Annotated in this window: 23 protein-coding genes; 15 read left to right on the forward strand and 8 right to left on the reverse strand. The window is 48.6% G+C overall.

Annotation, left to right across the window (positions count from 1 at the left end):
• Positions 1 to 28: 28 nt before the first annotated feature.
• The 6 genes from rng to csrD all read right to left on the reverse strand — a co-directional run bounded on the left by rng (position 29) and on the right by csrD (position 6,963).
• Positions 29 to 1,498: a ribonuclease G gene (rng, locus tag M977_RS08910; RefSeq protein WP_064514154.1), complete on the reverse strand. Its 1,470-nt coding sequence runs from the start codon at positions 1,496 to 1,498 to the stop codon at positions 29 to 31.
• Positions 1,488 to 2,081: a Maf family protein gene (locus tag M977_RS08915; protein WP_034459836.1), complete on the reverse strand. Its 594-nt coding sequence runs from the start codon at positions 2,079 to 2,081 to the stop codon at positions 1,488 to 1,490. The genes rng and M977_RS08915 overlap by 11 nt, the downstream gene beginning before the upstream one ends.
• A gap of 8 nt (positions 2,082 to 2,089) precedes the next feature.
• Positions 2,090 to 2,578 carry a rod shape-determining protein MreD gene (gene mreD / locus M977_RS08920; protein WP_034459838.1) on the reverse strand — a complete coding sequence of 163 codons (489 nt, stop codon included), beginning with the start codon at positions 2,576 to 2,578 and terminating at the stop codon, positions 2,090 to 2,092.
• Entirely contained in the window at positions 2,578 to 3,603 is a 1,026-nt protein-coding gene (gene mreC / locus M977_RS08925) for a rod shape-determining protein MreC (protein WP_064514156.1), read from the reverse strand. The genes mreD and mreC overlap by 1 nt, the downstream gene beginning before the upstream one ends.
• 68 nt (positions 3,604 to 3,671) lie before the next feature.
• Positions 3,672 to 4,715 carry a rod shape-determining protein MreB gene (gene mreB / locus M977_RS08930; RefSeq protein ID WP_000913396.1) on the reverse strand — a complete coding sequence of 348 codons (1,044 nt, stop codon included), beginning with the start codon at positions 4,713 to 4,715 and terminating at the stop codon, positions 3,672 to 3,674.
• Positions 4,716 to 5,022: 307 nt separating this feature from the next.
• On the reverse strand, positions 5,023 to 6,963 hold the full coding sequence (csrD, locus tag M977_RS08935) for an RNase E specificity factor CsrD (protein ID WP_064514158.1): 1,941 nt from the start codon (positions 6,961 to 6,963) through the stop codon (positions 5,023 to 5,025).
• 285 nt (positions 6,964 to 7,248) lie between these two features.
• Between csrD and msrP the strand changes: the two genes are divergently transcribed.
• The 10 genes from msrP (at position 7,249) to fis (ending at position 15,758) form a co-directional block, all read left to right on the forward strand.
• On the forward strand, positions 7,249 to 8,253 hold the full coding sequence (gene msrP / locus M977_RS08940) for a protein-methionine-sulfoxide reductase catalytic subunit MsrP (protein ID WP_064514160.1): 1,005 nt from the start codon (positions 7,249 to 7,251) through the stop codon (positions 8,251 to 8,253).
• Positions 8,254 to 8,853, forward strand: coding sequence for a protein-methionine-sulfoxide reductase heme-binding subunit MsrQ (gene msrQ, locus M977_RS08945; RefSeq protein WP_064514162.1), 600 nt, complete (start codon positions 8,254 to 8,256; stop codon positions 8,851 to 8,853).
• A 232-nt stretch (positions 8,854 to 9,085) separates the two neighbouring features.
• Positions 9,086 to 9,538, forward strand: coding sequence for a type II 3-dehydroquinate dehydratase (aroQ, locus tag M977_RS08950; protein ID WP_034459855.1), 453 nt, complete (start codon positions 9,086 to 9,088; stop codon positions 9,536 to 9,538).
• 21 nt (positions 9,539 to 9,559) lie between these two features.
• Positions 9,560 to 10,033 (forward strand): acetyl-CoA carboxylase biotin carboxyl carrier protein, encoded by a 474-nt coding sequence (accB, locus tag M977_RS08955; protein WP_064514164.1) that lies wholly within the window; start codon positions 9,560 to 9,562, stop codon positions 10,031 to 10,033.
• Positions 10,034 to 10,043: 10 nt separating this feature from the next.
• Positions 10,044 to 11,390 carry an acetyl-CoA carboxylase biotin carboxylase subunit gene (gene accC, locus M977_RS08960; protein WP_064514167.1) on the forward strand — a complete coding sequence of 449 codons (1,347 nt, stop codon included), beginning with the start codon at positions 10,044 to 10,046 and terminating at the stop codon, positions 11,388 to 11,390.
• 99 nt (positions 11,391 to 11,489) lie between these two features.
• Positions 11,490 to 11,732: a YhdT family protein gene (locus tag M977_RS08965; protein ID WP_064514169.1), complete on the forward strand. Its 243-nt coding sequence runs from the start codon at positions 11,490 to 11,492 to the stop codon at positions 11,730 to 11,732.
• The gene (gene panF / locus M977_RS08970; protein WP_064514171.1) at positions 11,722 to 13,176 is read left to right on the forward strand and encodes a sodium/pantothenate symporter; all 1,455 of its coding nucleotides are present in this window, start codon (positions 11,722 to 11,724) and stop codon (positions 13,174 to 13,176) included. The genes M977_RS08965 and panF overlap by 11 nt, the downstream gene beginning before the upstream one ends.
• A gap of 11 nt (positions 13,177 to 13,187) precedes the next feature.
• Positions 13,188 to 14,069: a 50S ribosomal protein L11 methyltransferase gene (gene prmA, locus M977_RS08975; protein ID WP_064514174.1), complete on the forward strand. Its 882-nt coding sequence runs from the start codon at positions 13,188 to 13,190 to the stop codon at positions 14,067 to 14,069.
• A 401-nt stretch (positions 14,070 to 14,470) separates the two neighbouring features.
• Positions 14,471 to 15,436, forward strand: a complete 966-nt coding sequence (gene dusB / locus M977_RS08980) for a tRNA dihydrouridine synthase DusB (RefSeq protein WP_064514176.1) — start codon at positions 14,471 to 14,473, stop codon at positions 15,434 to 15,436.
• A gap of 25 nt (positions 15,437 to 15,461) precedes the next feature.
• Positions 15,462 to 15,758, forward strand: a complete 297-nt coding sequence (gene fis, locus M977_RS08985; RefSeq protein ID WP_000462905.1) for a DNA-binding transcriptional regulator Fis — start codon at positions 15,462 to 15,464, stop codon at positions 15,756 to 15,758.
• A 128-nt stretch (positions 15,759 to 15,886) separates the two neighbouring features.
• On the opposite strand, the gene M977_RS08990 is transcribed toward fis, so the two are convergent.
• On the reverse strand, positions 15,887 to 16,210 hold the full coding sequence (locus M977_RS08990) for a DUF1889 family protein (protein ID WP_064514177.1): 324 nt from the start codon (positions 16,208 to 16,210) through the stop codon (positions 15,887 to 15,889).
• A gap of 356 nt (positions 16,211 to 16,566) precedes the next feature.
• Here M977_RS08990 and M977_RS08995 point away from each other — a divergent pair, with 356 nt between their 5' ends.
• Positions 16,567 to 16,788 (forward strand): hypothetical protein, encoded by a 222-nt coding sequence (locus M977_RS08995; protein WP_034459881.1) that lies wholly within the window; start codon positions 16,567 to 16,569, stop codon positions 16,786 to 16,788.
• A 79-nt stretch (positions 16,789 to 16,867) separates the two neighbouring features.
• On the opposite strand, the gene M977_RS25235 is transcribed toward M977_RS08995, so the two are convergent.
• The gene (locus tag M977_RS25235) at positions 16,868 to 17,017 is read right to left on the reverse strand and encodes a hypothetical protein (RefSeq protein ID WP_157092056.1); all 150 of its coding nucleotides are present in this window, start codon (positions 17,015 to 17,017) and stop codon (positions 16,868 to 16,870) included.
• A 295-nt stretch (positions 17,018 to 17,312) separates the two neighbouring features.
• Here M977_RS25235 and M977_RS09000 point away from each other — a divergent pair, with 295 nt between their 5' ends.
• The 4 genes from M977_RS09000 (at position 17,313) to M977_RS09015 (ending at position 21,469) form a co-directional block, all read left to right on the forward strand.
• A complete protein-coding gene (locus M977_RS09000) occupies positions 17,313 to 18,338 on the forward strand; it encodes an amino acid ABC transporter substrate-binding protein (protein ID WP_064514179.1) in 1,026 nt (341 codons plus the stop codon).
• Positions 18,339 to 18,408: 70 nt separating this feature from the next.
• A complete protein-coding gene (locus tag M977_RS09005) occupies positions 18,409 to 19,590 on the forward strand; it encodes an amino acid ABC transporter permease (RefSeq protein ID WP_064514180.1) in 1,182 nt (393 codons plus the stop codon).
• A 9-nt stretch (positions 19,591 to 19,599) separates the two neighbouring features.
• Positions 19,600 to 20,700, forward strand: a complete 1,101-nt coding sequence (locus tag M977_RS09010; RefSeq protein WP_064514182.1) for an amino acid ABC transporter permease — start codon at positions 19,600 to 19,602, stop codon at positions 20,698 to 20,700.
• 10 nt (positions 20,701 to 20,710) lie between these two features.
• Entirely contained in the window at positions 20,711 to 21,469 is a 759-nt protein-coding gene (locus M977_RS09015) for an amino acid ABC transporter ATP-binding protein (protein ID WP_064514184.1), read from the forward strand.
• Positions 21,470 to 21,568: the final 99 nt, after the last annotated feature.

Consider the following 21,568-nt stretch of genomic DNA (forward strand, 5'->3'; position numbering starts at 1 on the left):
CTCGAACCTGCGCCAACCGCACAGAGAGCTACATCATAACGACGTCAAACTGCTCCTGATTATAGAGCGGCTCGATCTGTACTTTGACTTGCTTGCCGACAAAAATTTCAACTTCGGCCAGTGAATGGGACTCTTCACTTTTCAGTGCTTCCCCCACGGCTGGTGAGGCATAAACCAGGAAGCGGTCAGAATCGTAAGCATGATGCACGCGGACAATTTCACGCATAATCTCATAACAGACCGTTTCAACCGTTTTCACGGTACCGCGACCGTGGCAAGTTGGACAATCATTACACAGCACATGTTCAACGCTTTCGCGCGTGCGTTTACGTGTCATTTCAACCAGGCCAAGCTGCGAGAAACCATTAATACTGGTTTTCACACGGTCTTTACTCAACGCTTGCTCAAGAGAATGCAACACGCGACGGCGATGATCTTCATTACTCATATCAATGAAGTCGATGATGATAATGCCGCCCAGATTACGCAAACGTAACTGGCGGGCAATAGCCTGCGTCGCTTCGATATTAGTATTAAAAATAGTATCGTCGAGATTGCGATGACCAACAAATGCCCCCGTGTTGATATCCACGGTAGTCATGGCTTCAGTCTGATCGATAACCAGATAGCCGCCAGATTTCAGCTCAACTTTTCGTTCCAGCGCGCGCTGAATTTCGTTCTCAACGTCAAACAGGTCGAAAATAGGCTGGCGACCGCTGTAGTGTTCAATTTTGCCGTGAATTTCCGGCATGTACTCTGCGGTAAATTCCAGCAGCATGTCGTAAGTCAGGCGGGAGTCGACACGAATTCGGTCAAGTGCCTCATCTGCGAAATCACGCAGTACACGTTGTGCCAACGCTAATTCACCGTACAGCTGGCATCGTGTTTTATTACGTTTTTTGCGTTCGCTGACTTTTGTCCATACACGCTTTAGGTAAGCTGCATCTGCAGATAAATCGTCTTCACATACCCCTTCTGCCGCAGTACGGATGATGAATCCGCCTTGCTCGTCGCAATATGCGTTAACCACACGTTTAAGGCGCTCACGCTCAGCTTCACTTTCAATGCGTTGAGAGACCCCCACATGCGAGGCTCCTGGCATAAAGACCAGGTAACGGGACGGCAGTGTGATATCAGTGGTCAGTCGCGCGCCTTTAGTACCCAGCGGATCTTTCACCACTTGAACCATCAGGTCTTGCCCCTGGCGCACCAGTTCGGAGATATCGCGTACTGTGAAGTTTTTTCGCTCTTCACCAGCCACACATTCGGTATGTGGCATGATGTCAGAAGCGTGAAGAAACGCTGCCTTATCAAGGCCAATATCTACAAATGCCGCCTGCATTCCCGGAAGTACCCGGCTTACACGACCTTTGTAGATATTCCCTACGATCCCGCGACGTGCTTCGCGTTCAATATGGATCTCTTGCAGTATTCCACCATCAATGTAAGCCACCCGAGTTTCCGATGGGGTCACGTTGACTAATAATTCAGCCGTCATGTTTTCCTCGTCCATCACGCAAAGCGTGAAAATTACTCAGCAATTCATAGGTTTCAACTAGCGGTAAGCCGACTACAGCATGGTAGCTGCCATTAATCTTCCTGACAAAACAACCACCAAGCCCTTGAATACCGTATGCACCTGCTTTATCCATGGGTTCACCGCAGGCCACGTAGCCGGCGATATCCTGTTCTGATAATGCGCGAAATGTCACTTCAGTCGTCACCAGGCAATCCAGTAACGATTCGCGATCGGCTAACGCTACTGCCGTCATCACTTGATGCTGATTCCCGGACAACATGCGCAGCATTTCGGCAGCATGTTGTTCATCTTTAGGTTTTTCCAACACGTTGCCATTGTAGATAACAATAGTATCTGCACCTAAAACCGGTAAGTCATGTTGCGCTAATGCCACACCTGCCCGCGCTTTATCTCGCGCCAGGCGCACAACATATTGTTGCGCACTCTCACCGCTAAGACGCTGTTCTTCTACATCGGTAATGATGCGCTCAAATGACACACCCAACTGAGTCAGAAGTTCCTGACGACGTGGAGAACCCGATGCCAGATACAAAGATGTCATGTTAAATCCTATTGCACAGCAAATTGTTGGCGAATTTTACGCATCAGCAAAAATATCCATGGCCACAGCACGCCGTTAACCACGCTACTCCAGAAAATTTCCGGACGGAAAGATACGTTAATGACTAAAAATTCAGACCAGAAAACAATGACATCTGTCATCAATGACAACAGCATAACCACTAAAGCCTGTTGCCAAAGCGCGAGATTGCGGAATAGCTGGTACTTCAACGCCACCAGGTAAGCAACGATACTCAGAGATAACGCTCGCACGCCCAGGGTGGAACCGCTGATCAGATCCAGTATGGCACCCACCACAAAACCAGTGCCAACATTTACCCGGTGGGGCAACGCCAGAATCCAGTACAGCAGAATAAGTAAAACCCAGTCCGGACGATAGATTTTCAGATCGTCAGGCCAGGGCATTACTTGTAACAGCAAGGCGACAAGGAAAGAGAGCCAGATTACCCAACGACCCTGACTACGGTAACTCCCCACTACTGCCCTCCCTGGGTAGCAGGTGCAGGAGAAGCGGGCTTCCCTGCAGGAGCCTGAGTCATTCCGGTTGCCGGAGGTGGAATCGGAGCTGGGGCTGGCGGGCCAACAGAATCAGCCGGAGGCAATACCTGCGGCATCATTTGCATCAGACGCTCATTAGCTACGCGATGAACCTCTTCCGGCGGCATAGGGGTTTTGCCTTCACGATCCGCGCCCCACAACAGCAGCAAATAACGCAGACGTTGTAAACCCGCGGTTGGGCGAGCCTGAATAACTGTGTACGCACGTTGAGTATCAAGTTTCACAGAGGAAACGACACCCACCGGATAACCTTCAGGGAAGCGACCACCTAAACCAGACGTCACCAATACATCGCCTACGCGAATATCGGTATTTGCCGGTAAATGTTCCAGTTGTAGATCGTCAGTACAGCCGTTACCCGCCGCAATAACGCGAATGTCATTACGCAGTACCTGAATCGGCAGCGCATGGGTCGCATCACAGATAAGCAAAACACGGCTGGTGAGTTTAGCCACCGCAATGACCTGACCTACGACACCTTTATCACTGATGACTGGCTGACCTTCATAGACCCCATTCACGCTCCCTTTATCAATGACAACCTGGTCACTGTAAGGATCGTTAACGGTAGAGATAACCTGAGTCACCATTTTTTGCTCGTCCTGACGCAACGGTGAACCAAGCAATTCGCGCAGACGTGCGTTTTCCTGACGATATTGACCCATCATCAGTAATTCGCTGTTTTTCAGGATCAGTTCCTGACGCAGTGCACGATTTTCGAGTTCTAGCTGATCGCGTGATGCCAGTGTTTGCGAGACGCTGTCGAGCAATTCACGGGGACCATTTGAGACAAAATAGAAAGGGCTGACGGCAGTATCCATATACGTTCGAATTTGACTGAACGTACCCAGACGGCTATCGGCAATAATGACACCAATCGCCACCAGCACCGCCAGAATTAGGCGAAACTGCAACGAAGGGCCACGGCTAAAAATTGGCTTCATAGGCTATGCGTATTCCAGGGCCAGCAAGGAAAAGGCAGTGATGGTCACTGCCTTTTACGTGTGGCTGATTACTCTTCGCTGAACAAGTCGCCGCCGTGCATGTCGATCATTTCCAGTGCCTTGCCACCACCACGGGCTACGCAAGTCAATGGATCTTCTGCAACTACTACCGGAATGCCTGTTTCTTCCATCAGCAGACGGTCGAGGTTACGCAGCAATGCGCCACCACCAGTCAGAACCATACCGCGCTCAGAAATGTCAGAAGCCAATTCTGGTGGGCACTGCTCCAGCGCAACCATTACCGCACTCACGATGCCGGTCAAAGGCTCTTGCAGGGCTTCGAGGATTTCATTGGAATTCAGAGTAAAGCCGCGTGGAACACCTTCAGCCAGGTTACGACCACGAACTTCGATTTCGCGCACTTCATCGCCTGGGTAAGCAGAACCGATTTCGTGTTTGATACGTTCAGCGGTTGCTTCACCAATCAGTGAACCGTAGTTACGGCGCACATAATTAATGATGGCTTCATCAAAGCGGTCACCACCAATACGAACGGAAGAGGAGTAAACCACACCGTTCAGAGAGATAACGGCAACTTCAGTAGTACCACCACCGATATCCACAACCATAGAACCGGTTGCTTCAGAAACTGGCAAGCCAGCACCGATAGCCGCAGCCATTGGCTCTTCAATCAGGAATACTTCACGAGCACCTGCACCTTGCGCAGATTCACGGATAGCACGGCGTTCAACCTGAGTTGCGCCAACTGGCACACAAACCAGAACACGCGGGCTTGGGCGCATAAAGCTGTTGCTATGCACTTGCTTGATAAAGTGCTGCAGCATTTTTTCGGTCACGAAGAAGTCAGCGATAACGCCATCTTTCATCGGACGGATAGCCGCGATGTTGCCAGGGGTACGACCCAGCATCTGTTTAGCATCATGACCTACGGCCGCAACACTTTTAGGTGAACCGGCACGATCCTGGCGAATGGCCACGACAGATGGCTCATTCAGTACGATGCCTTGTCCTTTTACATAAATCAGGGTATTCGCGGTACCCAGGTCAATGGACAGGTCATTGGAAAACATGCCACGAAATTTTTTCAACATACTAAGGGATAATCCTGAAAGCTGGGGCGGAAACAAAATCCGCTTACTTTACCAACCACTCATTGCAGCGACAAGGCGCATAAATGTTCTGCAATGGTGAAAATTTGCGCAGTTTACTACGACCGTTACACTTTCGGCACGTTTATCCTCGAACCGCAGAGGAATTAAACAAACGCTGTAGGTTAAACGAACAGTGCAAGGAAGCAAACTGGGTTCATTCGTGCTTTAACAATCTGGTCAGCAGGCGTATCCACCCCCTTGAGATGCAGCGCGCGTTATTCTACGTGAAATATTTATAAACGGCAGGTTAAACCGAGTATCTTTGCGAATATTTTTTCACGTTGCTATCGAGCGGTTCAGAGGCCGCAAAAAAATCTCCCTGAGCACCCGCCACGCCTTTCTCTACCAGTGTCTGCCATTCACTTCGCGTTCTTACACCGACCGCAAAAACTTGTGTCTGAGTCCCGTTACAAGCCTCAACCAAACTCTGTACAAACAGCTGATTTTCGGTTCGTTTCTCAATGTTACGCACAAGCCCTGGATGCAGTTTTATCAACTCTACATCCAACTCTTTAATATAAGACGCACTCACTACGGTCAATCCCGCCTGGGAAACTGCAATACGTACGCCCAATGCTTTGATCAAACGAATCACAGGTTGCAAACGGCTGATGTGTTGACAAACATCTGCCTCTGCAAGTTCAAAAAGAATACGTCGTCGAAGTGATTTTTCAGATTGCATTAACGCATCACGCAACCAACGCTGGAAAGGAGCCCGAATCAGTGATTCAACCGACACTTGAATGGCTAACGTTTCTTCAGGCCAGAATCCTGCTAACGGCAATAGCCGTGCGATGATTTGTCGGTCATATTGCTCCGATAAACCAAACTGCTTAACCATCGGCAAATACTCTGCCGCCAATACTTCTTGTTCACCGTCGAAAATCCGACACATAATTTCCCGATGATGCACATAGCCATCGCGCTTCACGGACGGTTTTTGGTAGAAGCGTGGACCGCCACGTTGCAACACCTGCTCAATGAGCGTACGCCATTTAACGTTACCACGCCCTTTTTCCGGCAAACTATCGTCATAAACCGACCAGCCGTTGGTTCCTTGCAGGGAAGCATTACGCGTCGCCACCTCTGCATTCTCGATAACTTGCTCTTTGCTTTGCCCGCTACGCCATGCGCAAATACCGATATGCATCATGTCATTACGATCCAACATTCGCGTTGGGGGTAGCGAATCGACGGCCTTCAGTAATTGGTTGGCAATGCTATCGGCTTCTTTCAATGTGCGGTGCGGCAACAAAACGGCAAAATCACTACGGAAATAGCGTGCCAGCAAAGCCCCCGGATAGCGCATCACAAATGTCGATAACATATTAATAATCGTAAACAAATACTCTTCTACTGCGTTTCGCTCCCAAGTTTCATGCAGTGTTTCAAAATCCGGTAAACGAATAATCATCACCACACCATGCGCGCCAACTTGCTCCTGCTCATCGAGTAAAGTCGCCAGTTGGTTATCAAAGAACAGGCGATTATTCAGACCCGTTTTCGCATCTTGCGCGGCGAAAGCACGAATCAGAGTATCCATTCGGCTACGTTGTTCGCTGGCGTTTTGCAGATCTGAAAGCAACACATCAAGCGCACTACTGGCTTGTGGCGGCCATTCCAGCACCGAGCCACGTACTTCAACACCTCTTTCGCCATTCAGAATTCGTCGCGCACGGCTTTCCAGTAACTCTTGCCCGGCAAGCTGTTTTTTCATCCAGCGGATAGCAAAGAACAGCACGATAAGCATGAATCCAATCGTGATAGAAAGAGGTACCGTCGCGAAAAGAGATTTGTAGTAATCCGCGACCGGATCGCGATAGGTCAAACTGAGAAACATGCCGGGATGCTTCATTAATTCAACAGTCACGGTGCGGAAATTGTAGCTGTTTCCCAGCAAGCGATAGGTTTGGGTCAATTGGTGCTGATAAACGGTGTTATCGCCAATTTTGAAATCGACCGCGATGATATCAATCGGAACCATAACCTCATTGAGGCGCTTGATCAGAGCATCTGGTGAGCTGGAAACTAAATCGTTATCAATAATGGTGGCAACAGCAACCACACGCTGATGCACTTTATAATGCATCGCATTAAAGAAGCTTAATGAACAACCAACGAGCGTCACAAAAATAGCGAGCCCCGTCAGCAATGTCATAAAAGCAGAGAGTTTCGTCGTTAATCGCATCCTTGTGTTAACTCCGTTTGGTGAAGATATACCAAGCCTGACCTGATGCGGCATTACATAGCAAAAGAGGTGCCCTGGCAAACACAGTGAACATATTCTCACCCTTTGTTGCAAAGCGAGTGTTTTGCACACTGAAACTCAAGTATAGCTGCTGACAGCTCTGCCCCTATTAACAAATATTCAACAAACCTAGAACTATGTTTAAGTTTCAATTTTTTGTGACAAATTCGCAGGGTTTAGCGTTCTCCGTCATGCTTAGGGAATAAAGCCACGCTGGAGTATAAGATGAAGAAGGTCGCCCGCTTCACAGAAGCTGATGTCACAGCTGAATCCGTTTTTATGATGAAACGCCGCCAGGTACTGAAAGCACTAGGTATCAGTGCGGCTGCCCTCTCGCTTCCTCAGACTGCAAATGCAGATATTCTTTCCTGGTTTAAAGGTAATGACCGGCCACCAGCCCCTTCAGGGAAACCTTTGCAATTTAGTAAACCGGAACAATGGCAGGCAAAGCTCGCCATGACCCCAGAAGATAAAGTCACTGGCTACAATAACTTCTACGAATTTGGTCTGGATAAAGCCGACCCTGCGGCAAACGCCGGGAGTCTGAAAACCGATCCGTGGAAAATCACCATTAGTGGCGAAGTAGCAAAACCACTGACACTGGATTACGACGATCTCTACAAAAAATTCACGCTTGAAGAGCGAATTTATCGCATGCGTTGTGTTGAAGCCTGGTCAATGGTTGTGCCGTGGATTGGTTTCCCACTCAGCAAGTTGCTGGCTTTGGTTGAACCAACCAGCAATGCGAAATATGTCGCCTTCGAAACAATTTACGACCCTGAGCAAATGCCTGGACAGAAAGATCGATTTATTGGCGGCGGTTTGAAGTATCCCTACGTTGAAGGACTGCGACTTGATGAAGCGATGCATCCGCTAACTTTGCTGACTGTGGGTGTTTATGGCAAAGCGCTACCGCCGCAAAACGGCGCGCCAATCCGCCTGACCGTTCCGTGGAAATATGGCTTTAAAGGGATTAAATCGATCATCAGTATCAAACTGGTTAGTGAACTACCGCCCACCACCTGGAATATGGCAGCTCCAAATGAATATGGATTTTATGCCAACGTAAACCCAAATGTTGACCACCCACGCTGGTCGCAGGCGAGTGAAAGATTCATTGGTTCAGGTGGCGTGCTTGATGTAAAACGCCAGCCTACATTGCTGTTTAATGGCTATGCCGATCAGGTTGCTTCGCTGTACCGAGGTTTAAATCTGAAGGAGAATTTCTAAGTGAGATTAACTGCAAAGCAAATCACGTGGCTAAAAGTGGGGTTACATCTCGCGGCATTCTTACCTTTTGTCTGGCTATTTTATGCCGCAAACCAAGGTTTTTTGAGCGCCGATCCGGCGAAGGATATCCAGCATTTTACCGGCAGGATGGCGCTCAAGTTACTGCTGGCGACTCTCCTGGTCACCCCTTTAGCGCGATACGGTAAACAACCACTGCTGATTCGTACCCGTCGTCTACTGGGATTGTGGTGTTTTGCCTGGGCCACTCTTCATCTAACTAGCTACGCCATGCTGGAACTGGGAATCAGTAATCTGGCACTGCTCGGCAAGGAGTTGGTCACGCGCCCCTATTTGACTTTAGGAATAATCAGCTGGCTGGTGCTGCTATCATTGGCGGCAACATCGACCCAATCTTTACAACGAAAATTAGGTTCACGCTGGCAAAAACTGCATAACTTCGTCTATCTGGTCGCAATTCTCGCCCCCATACATTTTTTATGGTCAGTAAAGGTTATTTCCCCGCAACCGTTGCTGTATGCTCTTGGCGCATTCATCCTTTTGGCCTTGCGCTATAAGAAATTCCGGATGTGGCTGCGTTAACTCCAGATATGTGTTCTTCTCCGCAGAAAAGTGATCAACTGTGCCCCTAAAAAGGATATGAGTTGATCATCTTCCCTGATAAGACCAGTATTTAGCTGCCAAATGCTACGAAATCGTTATAATGTGCGACTTTGGTTTTTCTGACAGGCCATTTTCTGGCTCTGAAGGTGACAACCGAGCAACTTAGGTATATTTTGTAAAATACCTACAAATTGCAGGAGATGGCAGCACGATGTCGGCTAATTTTCACATTTTGCTTTTGAACGGTCCGAATCTTAACATGCTGGGAACACGCGAGCCTGAGAAGTACGGCACGCTGACGCTAGCGCAAATTGTTAACTCTCTCGAAGAAGAAGCAAAAACGCTAAATGTCTCGTTCAGCCACCTGCAATCTAATGCTGAATATGAGTTGATCGACCGAATTCATCAGGCTAAAGACACTGTCGATTTTATTCTGATTAATCCGGCCGCGTTTACACATACCAGCGTTGCGCTGCGTGATGCCTTGTTAGCGGTGGATATTCCGTTTATCGAGATCCATCTGAGCAATGTGCATGCGCGCGAACCGTTCCGCCATCATTCATATCTTTCTGATAAAGCGGTTGGTGTCATCTGCGGATTAGGCGCTGACGGCTATTCATATGCACTACAGACGGCGGTAAAACGCTTGTCAAAATCCATCTAAACAAGAGTACGGAACCCACTCATGGATATTCGTAAGATTAAAAAACTGATCGAGCTGGTTGAAGAATCAGGCATTTCTGAACTGGAAATTTCTGAGGGCGAAGAATCTGTTCGCATCAGTCGTGCACCGGTAAACACCGGCTACCCGATGATGCAACAGGCTTATGCTGCGCCAATGTACCAGCCACAGCCACAGGCCGGCCTGTCTAACGTTGTTGCACCTGCCGCTCCGGCAGAAGCACCGGCGGCTGCTGAAATCAGTGGTCACATCGTGCGTTCCCCAATGGTCGGTACTTTCTACCGCACCCCAAGCCCGGATGCTAAATCATTTGTTGAAGTTGGCCAGAAGGTTAACGTTGGCGACACTCTGTGTATCGTTGAAGCAATGAAAATGATGAACCAGATCGAAGCTGACAAAGCCGGTGTGGTGAAAGCCATTCTGGTTGAAAATGGTCAACCGGTTGAATTTGACGAGCCGCTGGTCGTCATCGAGTAACGAGGCGAACATGCTGGATAAAATTGTCATCGCTAACCGTGGTGAGATTGCATTGCGTATTCTTCGTGCCTGTAAAGAACTTGGCATCAAGACTGTCGCGGTACACTCCACTGCCGATCGCGATCTAAAACACGTATTGCTGGCGGACGAAACTGTTTGTATCGGCCCGGCTCAGTCCGTAAAAAGCTATCTGAATATCCCGGCTATCATCTCTGCGGCAGAAATTACTGGCGCCGTTGCGATTCACCCGGGTTATGGCTTCCTGTCTGAAAATGCCAACTTCGCTGAGCAGGTTGAGCGTTCAGGCTTTATCTTCATTGGCCCGCGTGCTGAAACTATCCGTCTGATGGGCGATAAAGTTTCTGCAATCAACGCAATGAAGAAAGCTGGTGTACCTTGCGTACCAGGCTCTGACGGCCCTCTTGACGGCGATATGGATAAAAACCGTGCCCATGCTAAACGCATCGGTTACCCGGTAATTATTAAAGCGTCCGGCGGCGGCGGCGGTCGTGGTATGCGTGTCGTACGTAACGATGCCGATCTGGAACAATCCATTAATATGACCCGTGCGGAAGCAAAAGCTGCTTTCAACAACGATATGGTCTATATGGAGAAGTACCTGGAAAACCCACGCCACATCGAGATTCAAGTTCTTGCTGATGGCCAGGGTAAAGCGATCTATCTGGCTGAACGTGACTGCTCTATGCAGCGTCGTCACCAGAAAGTTGTGGAAGAAGCGCCAGCACCAGGCATCACGCCTGAGCTGCGTAAATTCATCGGTGAGCGCTGTTCTAAAGCGTGTATCGATATCAACTATCGCGGTGCAGGTACATTCGAGTTCCTGTTCGAAAACGGTGAGTTCTACTTTATCGAGATGAACACCCGTATCCAGGTTGAACACCCGGTAACAGAAATGATCACCGGTGTTGATCTGATTAAAGAACAGCTTCGCATTGCTGCAGGACAACCACTGTCTATCAAGCAAGAAGATGTTCAGGTTAAAGGCCACGCGGTTGAATGCCGTATTAACGCCGAAGACCCGAATACCTTCCTGCCAAGTCCTGGCAAAATTACTCGCTGCCATGTGCCGGGTGGTTTTGGTGTACGTTGGGAATCGCATATCTATTCCGGCTACACTGTTCCTCCATACTACGATTCAATGATCGCAAAACTTATTTGTTACGGTGAAACCCGTGAAGTGGCGATTGCGCGTATGAAGAACGCCCTGGCTGAGCTGATCATCGATGGCATCAAAACCAACGTTGATTTGCAGACTCGCATCATGAACGATGAAAACTTCCAGCACGGCGGGACTAACATCCACTATCTGGAGAAGAAACTGGGTCTTCAGGACTAAGTTTTCTCAGTCAACATCGCTAAAAGGCCGGTTATCCGGCCTTTTTCTTTTTTGGCTATGCGTTACAATCGCCGCTTTCCGCCAACTCAAGGGACAACAATGGACGCGCGTTTTGTTCAGGCCCATAAAGAAGCCCGCTGGGCGCTTTGGCTAACCCTTCTTTATCTCGCAGCATGGTTAGTGGCTGCTTACTTACCTAATAACGATATCGGCCCAACAGGTCTCCCACACTGGTTTGAAATGGCGTGCCTGCTGGTACCTCTGCTGTTTATTTTGCTGTGCTGGGCCATGGTGAAGTTCATCTTCCGCGATATCCCATTGGAGGATGATCATGCAGCTTGAAGTCGTACTGCCGCTGGTAGCCTATCTGTTAGTCGTCTTTGGCATTTCAATGTATGCCATGAGGCGTCGCACGACAGGAAATTTCCTTAACGAGTATTTCCTCGGTAGCCGTTCAATGGGTGGCTTCGTATTAGCGATGACGCTCACCGCCACCTATATCAGCGCCAGCTCGTTTATTGGCGGTCCTGGAGCTGCTTATAAATATGGCCTGGGCTGGGTTTTGCTGGCAATGATTCAGCTTCCCGCGGTGTGGTTATCACTGGGGATTCTGGGTAAAAAGTTTGCCATTCTGGCGCGTCGCTATAACGCCGTTACCCTGAACGACATGCTGTATGCGCGCTACCAAAGCCGGCTGCTGGTGTGGCTGGCAAGTATTAGCCTGTTGGTGGCATTTATCGGTGCCATGACCGTGCAGTTCATTGGCGGGGCCCGCTTGCTGGAAACCGCTGCGGGTATTCCTTACGAAACTGGTTTGCTGATTTTTGGTATCAGTATCGCGCTTTACACTGCATTCGGTGGCTTCCGTGCCAGCGTTCTCAACGATGCGATGCAGGGAATGGTGATGCTGGTTGGAACGATTCTGCTGTTGATGGGTATCGTTCACGCTGCGGGTGGCTTGCACAACGCGGTAGATACGCTTCAACGCATTGACCCTAAGCTTGTCTCACCACAGGGTGCCGATGACATCCTCTCTCCAACCTTCATGACCTCATTCTGGGTGCTGGTCTGTTTCGGCGTGATTGGATTGCCTCACACGGCGGTGCGTTGCATCTCTTATAAAGACAGTAAAGCCGTACACCGTGGAATTATCCTCGGCACGATTGTGGTGGCGATTTTGATGTTTGGTATGCACCTGGCCGGTGCACTAGGCCGCGCAGTGATACCTGATTTGAAAGTACCGGATTTAGTTATCCCAACATTAATGGTCACAGTTCTGCCACCGTTCGCGGCAGGGATCTTCCTCGCAGCACCAATGGCAGCAATCATGTCGACAATTAATGCCCAACTGCTTCAATCGTCAGCTACGATCGTCAAAGATCTTTATCTGAATATGAGACCAGATCAGATCACTAACGAAAAGCGTCTGAAAAGAATGTCATCGGTGATCACACTGATTTTAGGTGCGTTACTGCTACTTGCAGCATGGCGTCCGCCTGAAATGATCATCTGGCTGAATTTGCTGGCATTCGGTGGGTTAGAAGCTGTGTTCCTGTGGCCTTTAGTGCTCGGTCTTTATTGGGAACGGGCAAATGCCGCAGGCGCGTTAAGCGCAATGATTGTCGGTGGCGGGTTGTATGCAGCGCTGGCGAGCTTCAAAATCCAGTTCCTGGGCTTCCACCCAATTGTGCCATCCTTATTATTAAGTTTGCTGGCGTTCCTGGTAGGCAACCGTTTTGGCCAGCCTTTACCTGTACCAGCACTCGTTTCAACTACTGATAAATAAAGAGTTTCGCTATGCCATGGATTCAACTGAAAATTAATACTACTGGCGCAACCGCTGAAGAACTCGGCGACGCACTGATTGAAAGCGGCGCTGTATCCGTGACCTTTCAGGATACCCATGACACACCGGTATTTGAGCCACTACCTGGCGAAACCCGTTTATGGGGCGATACCGATGTGATCGGTCTGTACGACGCTGAAGCCGACATGAACGATGTGGTCGCTATCCTCGAAAACTGCCCACTGCTGAACGTTGGTTTCCACCATAAAATCGAGCAGATCGAAGACAAAGACTGGGAACGTGAATGGATGGATAACTTCCACCCAATGCGCTTTGGGAAACGCCTGTGGATTTGCCCAAGCTGGCGCGATGTGCCAGACGCTAGCGCAGTGAACGTGATGCTGGATCCAGGCCTTGCGTTTGGTACCGGCACTCACCCAACGACCTCTTTGTGTCTTGAGTGGCTTGATAGCTTAGATCTGGCGGGCAAAACCGTTATCGATTTTGGCTGCGGCTCAGGCATTCTTGCTATTGCCGCACTGAAATTGGGCGCAGTGAAAGCAATTGGTATTGATATCGACCCGCAGGCGATTCAGGCCAGCCGCGATAACGCAGAACGCAATGGTGTTTCTGATCGCCTGGAACTGTATCTGCCTAAAGACCAGCCAGAAGTCATGAGCGCCGATGTGGTCGTTGCTAACATCCTGGCAGGCCCTTTGCGTGAGTTAGCCCCGTTAATCAGCGTGCTGCCTGTTCAGGGCGGTTTCCTTGGACTTTCTGGCGTTCTGGCAAGCCAGGCCGAGGGGGTTTGCGAAGCATATCAGGATAAATTCACGCTCGATCCAGTCGCAGAAAAAGAAGAATGGTGCCGAATTACCGGTATCAAACTCTAAAACCTTCCTCTCAGTAACGTGGTATCAAGCCACGTTACTGATCTCAAAATTCCTCGTGCAACACTCCGTTTACAACAATTCATCCCAGTGATAACTCGCAGTAAAATGAGATGCCGATCGCAGAAAAACACTAATTTTGGTGATTTAAGCAGCACTTTATCTGGTGTCTTATACGTAAAAAATAATGAATTACCCCTGAATGTGGTGAAAATATAAAAGCGCACAAATCAACCAATAATACATAACACACTGAAAAATATAATTAATTTATTTTTATCACTTCACGAGATAAGGATTCATTGATCTACGACAGCTGATTGTTCAAAGTTTGGCCTTTCATCTCAGGCTAAAAATGCGTAATATACGCCGCCTTGCAGGCAAGTATGGTCATTTCTTAACTCATGCGCATTGGACAACACCAGCTCAGAAATCGACTGATAGCAGCACCTATGGCTGGCATCACTGACAGACCATTCAGGACGCTGTGTTATGAGATGGGAGCCGGACTGACTGTTTCCGAGATGATGTCCTCCAACCCTGAAGTTTGGGCGAGTGATAAATCACGTTTACGAATGGTGCACGTGAATGAACCAGGTATTCGCACCGTGCAAATTGCCGGTAGTGATCCTGATGAGATGGCAGAGGCCGCACGCATTAACGTGGCTAATGGCGCCCAGATTATTGATATCAATATGGGATGCCCTGCTAAGAAAGTGAATCGTAAACTCGCAGGCTCTGCATTGCTGCAATACCCAAATCTGGTGAAGTCTATCCTGACAACGGTAATTAACGCAGTTGACGTACCTGTAACGTTGAAGATTCGCACTGGCTGGGATACGGCGCACCGTAACTGTGAAGAGATTGCCCAACTGGCTGAAGACTGTGGCATTCAGGCTCTGACAATTCATGGACGCACACGCGCCTGTTTATTTCAGGGAGATGCTGAATACGACAGCATTCGGGCAGTTAAGCAGAAAGTTTCCATTCCGGTAATCGCGAATGGTGACATTACTGACCCGCTTAAAGCCAGAGCTGTGCTCGACTACACAGGGGCTGATGCTCTTATGATAGGACGCGCGGCTCAGGGAAGACCCTGGATCTTTCGGGAAATCCAGTATTATCTGGACACTGGAGAGTTGCTTCCTCCACTGCCTCTGGCAGAGGTAAAGCGCTTACTTTGTGGGCATATTGGTGAACTTCATGACTTTTATGGTCATGCTAAGGGATACCGAATTGCTCGCAAACACGTCTCCTGGTACTTACAGGAACACGCTCCAAATGACCAGTTTCGGCGCACATTCAACGCCATTGAAGATGCAAGCGAACAGCTTGAGGCGTTGGAGGCATACTTCGAAAATCTTGCGTAATTAGAAATAAAGAGCTGACAGAACTATGTTCGAACAACGCGTAAATTCTGACGTACTAACCGTTTCTACCGTTAACTCACAGGATCAGGTTACCCAAAAACCTCTTCGTGACTCCGTGAAACAAGCACTGAAGAACTATTTTGCTCAACTGAATGGTCAAGATGTTAACGATCTGTATGAGCTGGTATTGGCTGAAGTAGAGCAGCCATTGTTGGACATGGTGATGCAATACACCCGTGGCAACCAAACCCGCGCTGCCCTGATGATGGGCATCAACCGTGGCACGCTGCGTAAAAAATTGAAAAAATACGGCATGAACTGATATTAATCAGTTAAGTTGTTGTTTAAAAAGGCGCTACTCGGCATGGGGAAGCGCCTTTTTTAACGTTTGTAATCTGCCTGGTGAAAGGCTAATCCCCGAACAAAAGCGAACAAATGCGTTCTGTAAACCTACTCGGTTGGTGAATGTTCGGCTTGTACTAGCGCCCGGAGTTGCTCTTGCATATATGAAGAAAAGTATTCAGGGTTTTTAATAAGAACGCGGTTACCAGACTCAATTTTATCAGCCCAGCCTGCGACTTTTTTGGTGAATTCAGCGTTCCATCCCTCCTGATTAGCTCTTGCCGTAACATCATCTGCACTAACCGGCACTCCCAGCTCTTTCAGATACTTAAATATCCCCTTAGCTGTACTCTCATCCATAGAATGTGGAGTTGATGCGGATGTATTCATACCGCTAATGTAGTCCAATGCTTTTTCAATGACAGCTGGCATATTCTAATCCTTAAAATTAACCGTGTGTTAAACGAGCCTGTAGCACGCACTGACCATTACCAATTAACCATAAGGTTTAAATAGTTACCACCCTTGGTAAGGCACCCTTTTTAATAGTTGTGACACGACTGGCTATCTGAAAATGTTTAACTTCACTTTTTCTCCACACTTTCTTGCCTATGCCCGCTTTTCTCCACTTTGTTTACACAGCACATGAATTGCAATTATTCCTCTCTGCTCTCCATGCCCACTGCGGTGATAAAATCACCACATTCACACCGGTTCAGGTTATTAGATAATTGTAGTCTTAACGCACGAGTTATCCCTGAACGGGGTTTGGTTTAATGAGGTTCCATATGAAAAAGCTAATTGCCGCTGCGCTGCTTTCTACACTTCTGGCAGGTTGTGCAACCAACTCACCTTGCGTGCCAGTCTATGACGATCAGGGCCGCCTGGTGCACACCAACACCTGCATGAAAGGGACGACTCAGGATAACTGGGAAACCGCGGGTGCAATTGCCGGTGGTGCCGCAGCGATTGCCGGCTTAACTCTGGGTATCGTTGCATTAACTAAATAAAGTACATCCCATATTTGCAAAGCGCGTCCCTACAGGGCGCGCTTTTTTATTAGAAAATCCGCAGTCATTTTCCTTTGCATTATTTAAGTGCATCCATTCCTACCACTTCATTTTTTAGCTTCACTGGCTTGTATCCCCAACCTTTTTTGGCGTGAAACAAATCACTCACTTCTTTCAGATTTTGTTTTATTGCAGCAGCAGATGTGACTTCTTCCACAAACCAATACATATGCTATTCACGCTAATGTTAACGCCTGAAATTACTTCTTTTCATATGATCAAAATCTGAAACTTTTTTGCGCTGAAATGTGGCGTAGGTTTCATTTTCGCCCCGTTATGGGGCGTTGTAAGTAATTTTTCCTGTCTACACTCAGCTTACTGCGACGGGAGGCACACGCATGCCGTCTCTCGCAATCTTGGCACTCCCTTTGCTTTAACCAGACTGGCAGATGCCACAGACAGGAAAAACGGCGCCATACGGATGCCGACACTTATAACGATAATTTCGCCACACAGGATGCATTATGAAAAAGACTCTGATCTCCACTCTGGTCGCTGCCGGTGCATTATTCGCGGTAGTCAATCAGGCTCATGCTGGCACTACGTTTGATGCGGTAAAGAAGAAAGGCTTTGTGCAATGCGGGATAAGTGACGGCTTGCCTGGTTTTTCTTACGCTGATGCAAACGGTAAATTTACCGGCATTGATGTGGACGTTTGTCGTGGCGTTGCCGCTGCGGTATTTGGGGATGCCTCGAAAGTTAAATATACCCCGCTGACCGCAAAAGAGCGTTTTACGGCTCTCCAGTCAGGCGAAGTAGATATTCTGTCGCGTAATACCACCTGGACTTCATCACGCGATGCTGGCATGGGAATGATGTTTACCGGCGTCACTTATTACGATGGCATCGGTTTCCTGACGCACAACAAAGCAGGCCTGAAGAGCGCTAAAGAACTGGATGGCGCGACCGTTTGTATTCAGGCAGGTACCGATACCGAACTGAACGTCGCCGATTACTTCAAAGCAAATAATATGAAGTACACCCCTGTAACATTCGATCGCTCCGATGAGTCAGCCAAGGCTCTGGAATCAGGCCGCTGTGATACTCTGGCTTCCGACCAATCTCAACTCTATGCACTGCGCATCAAACTGAGCACACCAGGTGAGTGGGTGGTTCTTCCTGAAGTCATTTCAAAAGAGCCTTTAGGCCCAGTCGTACGCCGTGGTGATGAAGACTGGTTCTCCGTCGTGCGCTGGACTTTATTCGCCATGCTCAATGCTGAAGAGATGGGGATTGACTCTAAAAACGTTGATCAGATGGCTGCTAATCCAACCACGCCGGATATGGCTCACCTGTTAGGTAAAGAAGGCGATTTCGGTAAAGACCTGAAGCTCGATAATAAATGGGCGTACAACATCGTCAAACAAGTCGGTAACTACGCTGAAATCTTCGAACATAACGTCGGTTCTGATAGCCCGTTGAAAATCAAACGTGGGCAAAACAACCTGTGGAACAAAGGTGGTATTCAGTACGCACCGCCTGTTCGCTAAGCGAGACGTCAGAAATGGGCACTACTTCGGTAGTGCCCAGGGTTTGAGTTTATGTTACTGAGGTTCGCTTATGTCCCATCGCCGCCCAATCGTAAAAGGTGATATTTCCTTTTCTAACCCAGCGGTTCGTGCCTGGCTGTTCCAGATTATTGCTGTCGTTGCCGTCGTAGGCATCGCTATTTATCTGATTCATAACACCGTCACCAACCTTAGTAATCGTGGCATTACCTCAGGTTTTGCATTCCTCGACCGAGCCGCTGGCTTCGGTATCGTTCAGCATCTCGTTGATTATGAGCAGGGTGATACTTATGGCCGCGTGTTTGTCGTCGGTCTGCTGAACACTTTGTTGGTTTCCGCATTGTGCATTGTGTTTGCTTCATTTATCGGCTTCTTTCTGGGGCTTGCCCGGCTGTCCGATAACTGGTTGCTACGTAAACTTTCTACTTTCTACATTGAGACATTCCGCAATATCCCTCCATTATTGCAGATCTTCTTTTGGTATTTTGCCGTTCTTCGCAACCTGCCCGGCCCTCGTCAGGCAGTCAACGCATTCGACCTTCTCTTTCTGAGTAACCGCGGGCTCTATATCCCCTCCCCGCAGATTGGTGAAGGTGTACTGGCTTTCACCGGTGCCATTTTGTTAGCACTGATAATCTCGGCAGGCTTGTATCGCTATAACAAAGTGCATCAGATAAAAACCGGGCAATTGCGTCGCACCTGGCCTTACGGTCTGGGATTACTGATCTTGTTACCGCTACTGGCACACGGTTTTTTTGGCGCAGCATTACACTGGGATGTTCCCGCTTTACGGGGCTTTAACTTCCGTGGGGGGTTGGTTCTCATTCCTGAGCTGGCGGCATTAACTTTAGCATTGTCGGTGTATACATCCGCTTTTATTGCCGAAATTATCCGCGCGGGAATTCAGTCTGTCCCCTACGGCCAACACGAAGCAGCACGTTCCCTGGGCATACCGAACCCTGTCACATTACGGCAGGTTATTATTCCTCAGGCAATGCGCGTCATCATCCCGCCACTCACCAGTCAGTACCTCAATATCGTCAAAAACTCATCACTGGCAGCCGCTATTGGTTACCCGGATATGGTTTCATTGTTCGCAGGAACGGTGCTTAACCAGACGGGTCAAGCCATTGAAAATATTGCCATAACGATGTCGGTCTACCTGATTATAAGTCTGACTATTTCGTTACTGATGAATATCTATAACCGGCGAATTGCCCTGGTTGAGCGCTAAGGAATTACGATGACAAAAGCATTAGTGTCACATCACACGCGCCCAAAAGCTGTTCGCTCAAGTGCCGTGCAATGGGCTCGTAAGAATCTTTTTTCCAGCTGGTCTAATAGCTTACTGACTATTTTCTGTTTGTGGATGATGTGGGTGCTGATTCCACCCTTGTTAAACTGGACGATTTTCCAGGCTAACTGGATTGGTGAAACCCGTGCGGACTGCACTAAAGAAGGGGCATGCTGGGTGTTTATCCACGCACGTTTCGGACAATTTATGTATGGGCTCTACCCGCATGATCAACGCTGGCGCATTAACCTTGCACTGCTTATTGGTCTGGCTTCCATCATTCCAATGTTCTGGAATGCGATGCCTCGCCGTGGCCGTTACATCGCCGCATGGGCCGTTATCTATCCGCTGGTTGTTTGGGGTTTATTATACGGTGGCTTTTTAGGTCTGGACCGTGTCGAGACACGCCAGTGGGGTGGGTTAACATTAACGTTGATCATTGCATCCGTCGGGATCGCCGGGGCGTTGCCATTAGGGATCTTACTGGCCTTAGGTCGCCGTTCGACGATGCCGGTAGTCAGAATCTTGTCAGTGATATTTATTGAGTTCTGGCGAGGCGTTCCGCTAATCACCGTGTTGTTCATGTCATCCGTCATGCTGCCGCTGTTTCTTTCTGAAGGAACAAGCATAGACAAACTTATCCGCGCATTGGTTGGAGTGATCCTTTTCCAGTCGGCTTATGTCGCTGAAGTGGTTCGCGGTGGCTTGCAGGCGCTACCAAAAGGGCAATACGAAGCCGCAGAATCTCTGGCGTTGGGATACTGGAAAACCCAGGGATTAGTGATCCTCCCGCAGGCATTAAAGATGGTCATTCCAGGCCTGGTTAACACCATTATTGCTCTATTCAAAGACACCAGTCTGGTGATCATTATTGGTTTGTTTGATCTGTTTAGCAGCGTACAGCAAGCCACTGTCGATCCTGCCTGGCTTGGAATGTCGACCGAAGGCTATGTCTTCGCAGCACTCATCTACTGGATTTTCTGTTTCAGCATGTCGCGCTACAGCCAGCATCTTGAAAAACGTTTTAACACCGGACGAACACCGCACTGAGGATGAATAAATGAGCCAGATTACGATGCAACCCGCTGATGCGATGATCATGCTGGAGAATGTGAATAAATGGTACGGGCAGTTTCACGTACTTAAAGATATCAATTTGAAGGTGCAACAAGGCGAGCGCATTGTCCTGTGTGGACCTTCCGGTTCAGGTAAATCAACAACTATACGCTGTATTAATCACCTGGAAGAGCATCAACAAGGGCGCATTGTCGTTGATGGAACCGAACTCAACGATGATTTACGTAATATAGAGAAGGTTAGGACTGAGGTCGGGATGGTTTTCCAACACTTTAACCTTTTCCCACACCTGACCGTTTTGCAGAACTGCACTCTTGCCCCGATCTGGGTGCGCAAGATGCCCAAGAAAGAAGCTGAAGCTCTCGGAATGCACTATCTGGAAAAGGTACGCATCGCAGAGCATGCGCATAAATTCCCGGGGCAAATATCTGGTGGACAACAGCAACGTGTGGCGATTGCGCGCTCACTGTGTATGAAACCTAAGATCATGCTATTTGATGAACCCACTTCTGCGCTGGATCCGGAAATGGTTAAAGAAGTGCTGGATACCATGATTGGGCTGGCTGAGTCTGGCATGACAATGTTGTGTGTAACGCATGAAATGGGCTTTGCGCGGACGGTGGCTGACAGAGTGATCTTTATGGATAGAGGTGAGATCGTGGAACAAGCACCACCAAATGAGTTCTTTGCTCATCCTAAGTCGGAGCGTACTCGTGCATTTTTGTCTCAGGTTATTCATTGATATTTAAAGAGAAAGGCCACGTAAGTGGCCTTTTATTTTCGCTAGAAATACAAAACAAAAAGGCCATCCGCAAGGATGGCCTTTTTGTTTATTTGAAGC

The sequence above is a fragment of the Buttiauxella gaviniae ATCC 51604 genome (assembly GCF_001654835.1).
In the GTDB taxonomy this organism is placed as follows: Bacteria; Pseudomonadota; Gammaproteobacteria; order Enterobacterales; family Enterobacteriaceae; genus Buttiauxella; species Buttiauxella gaviniae.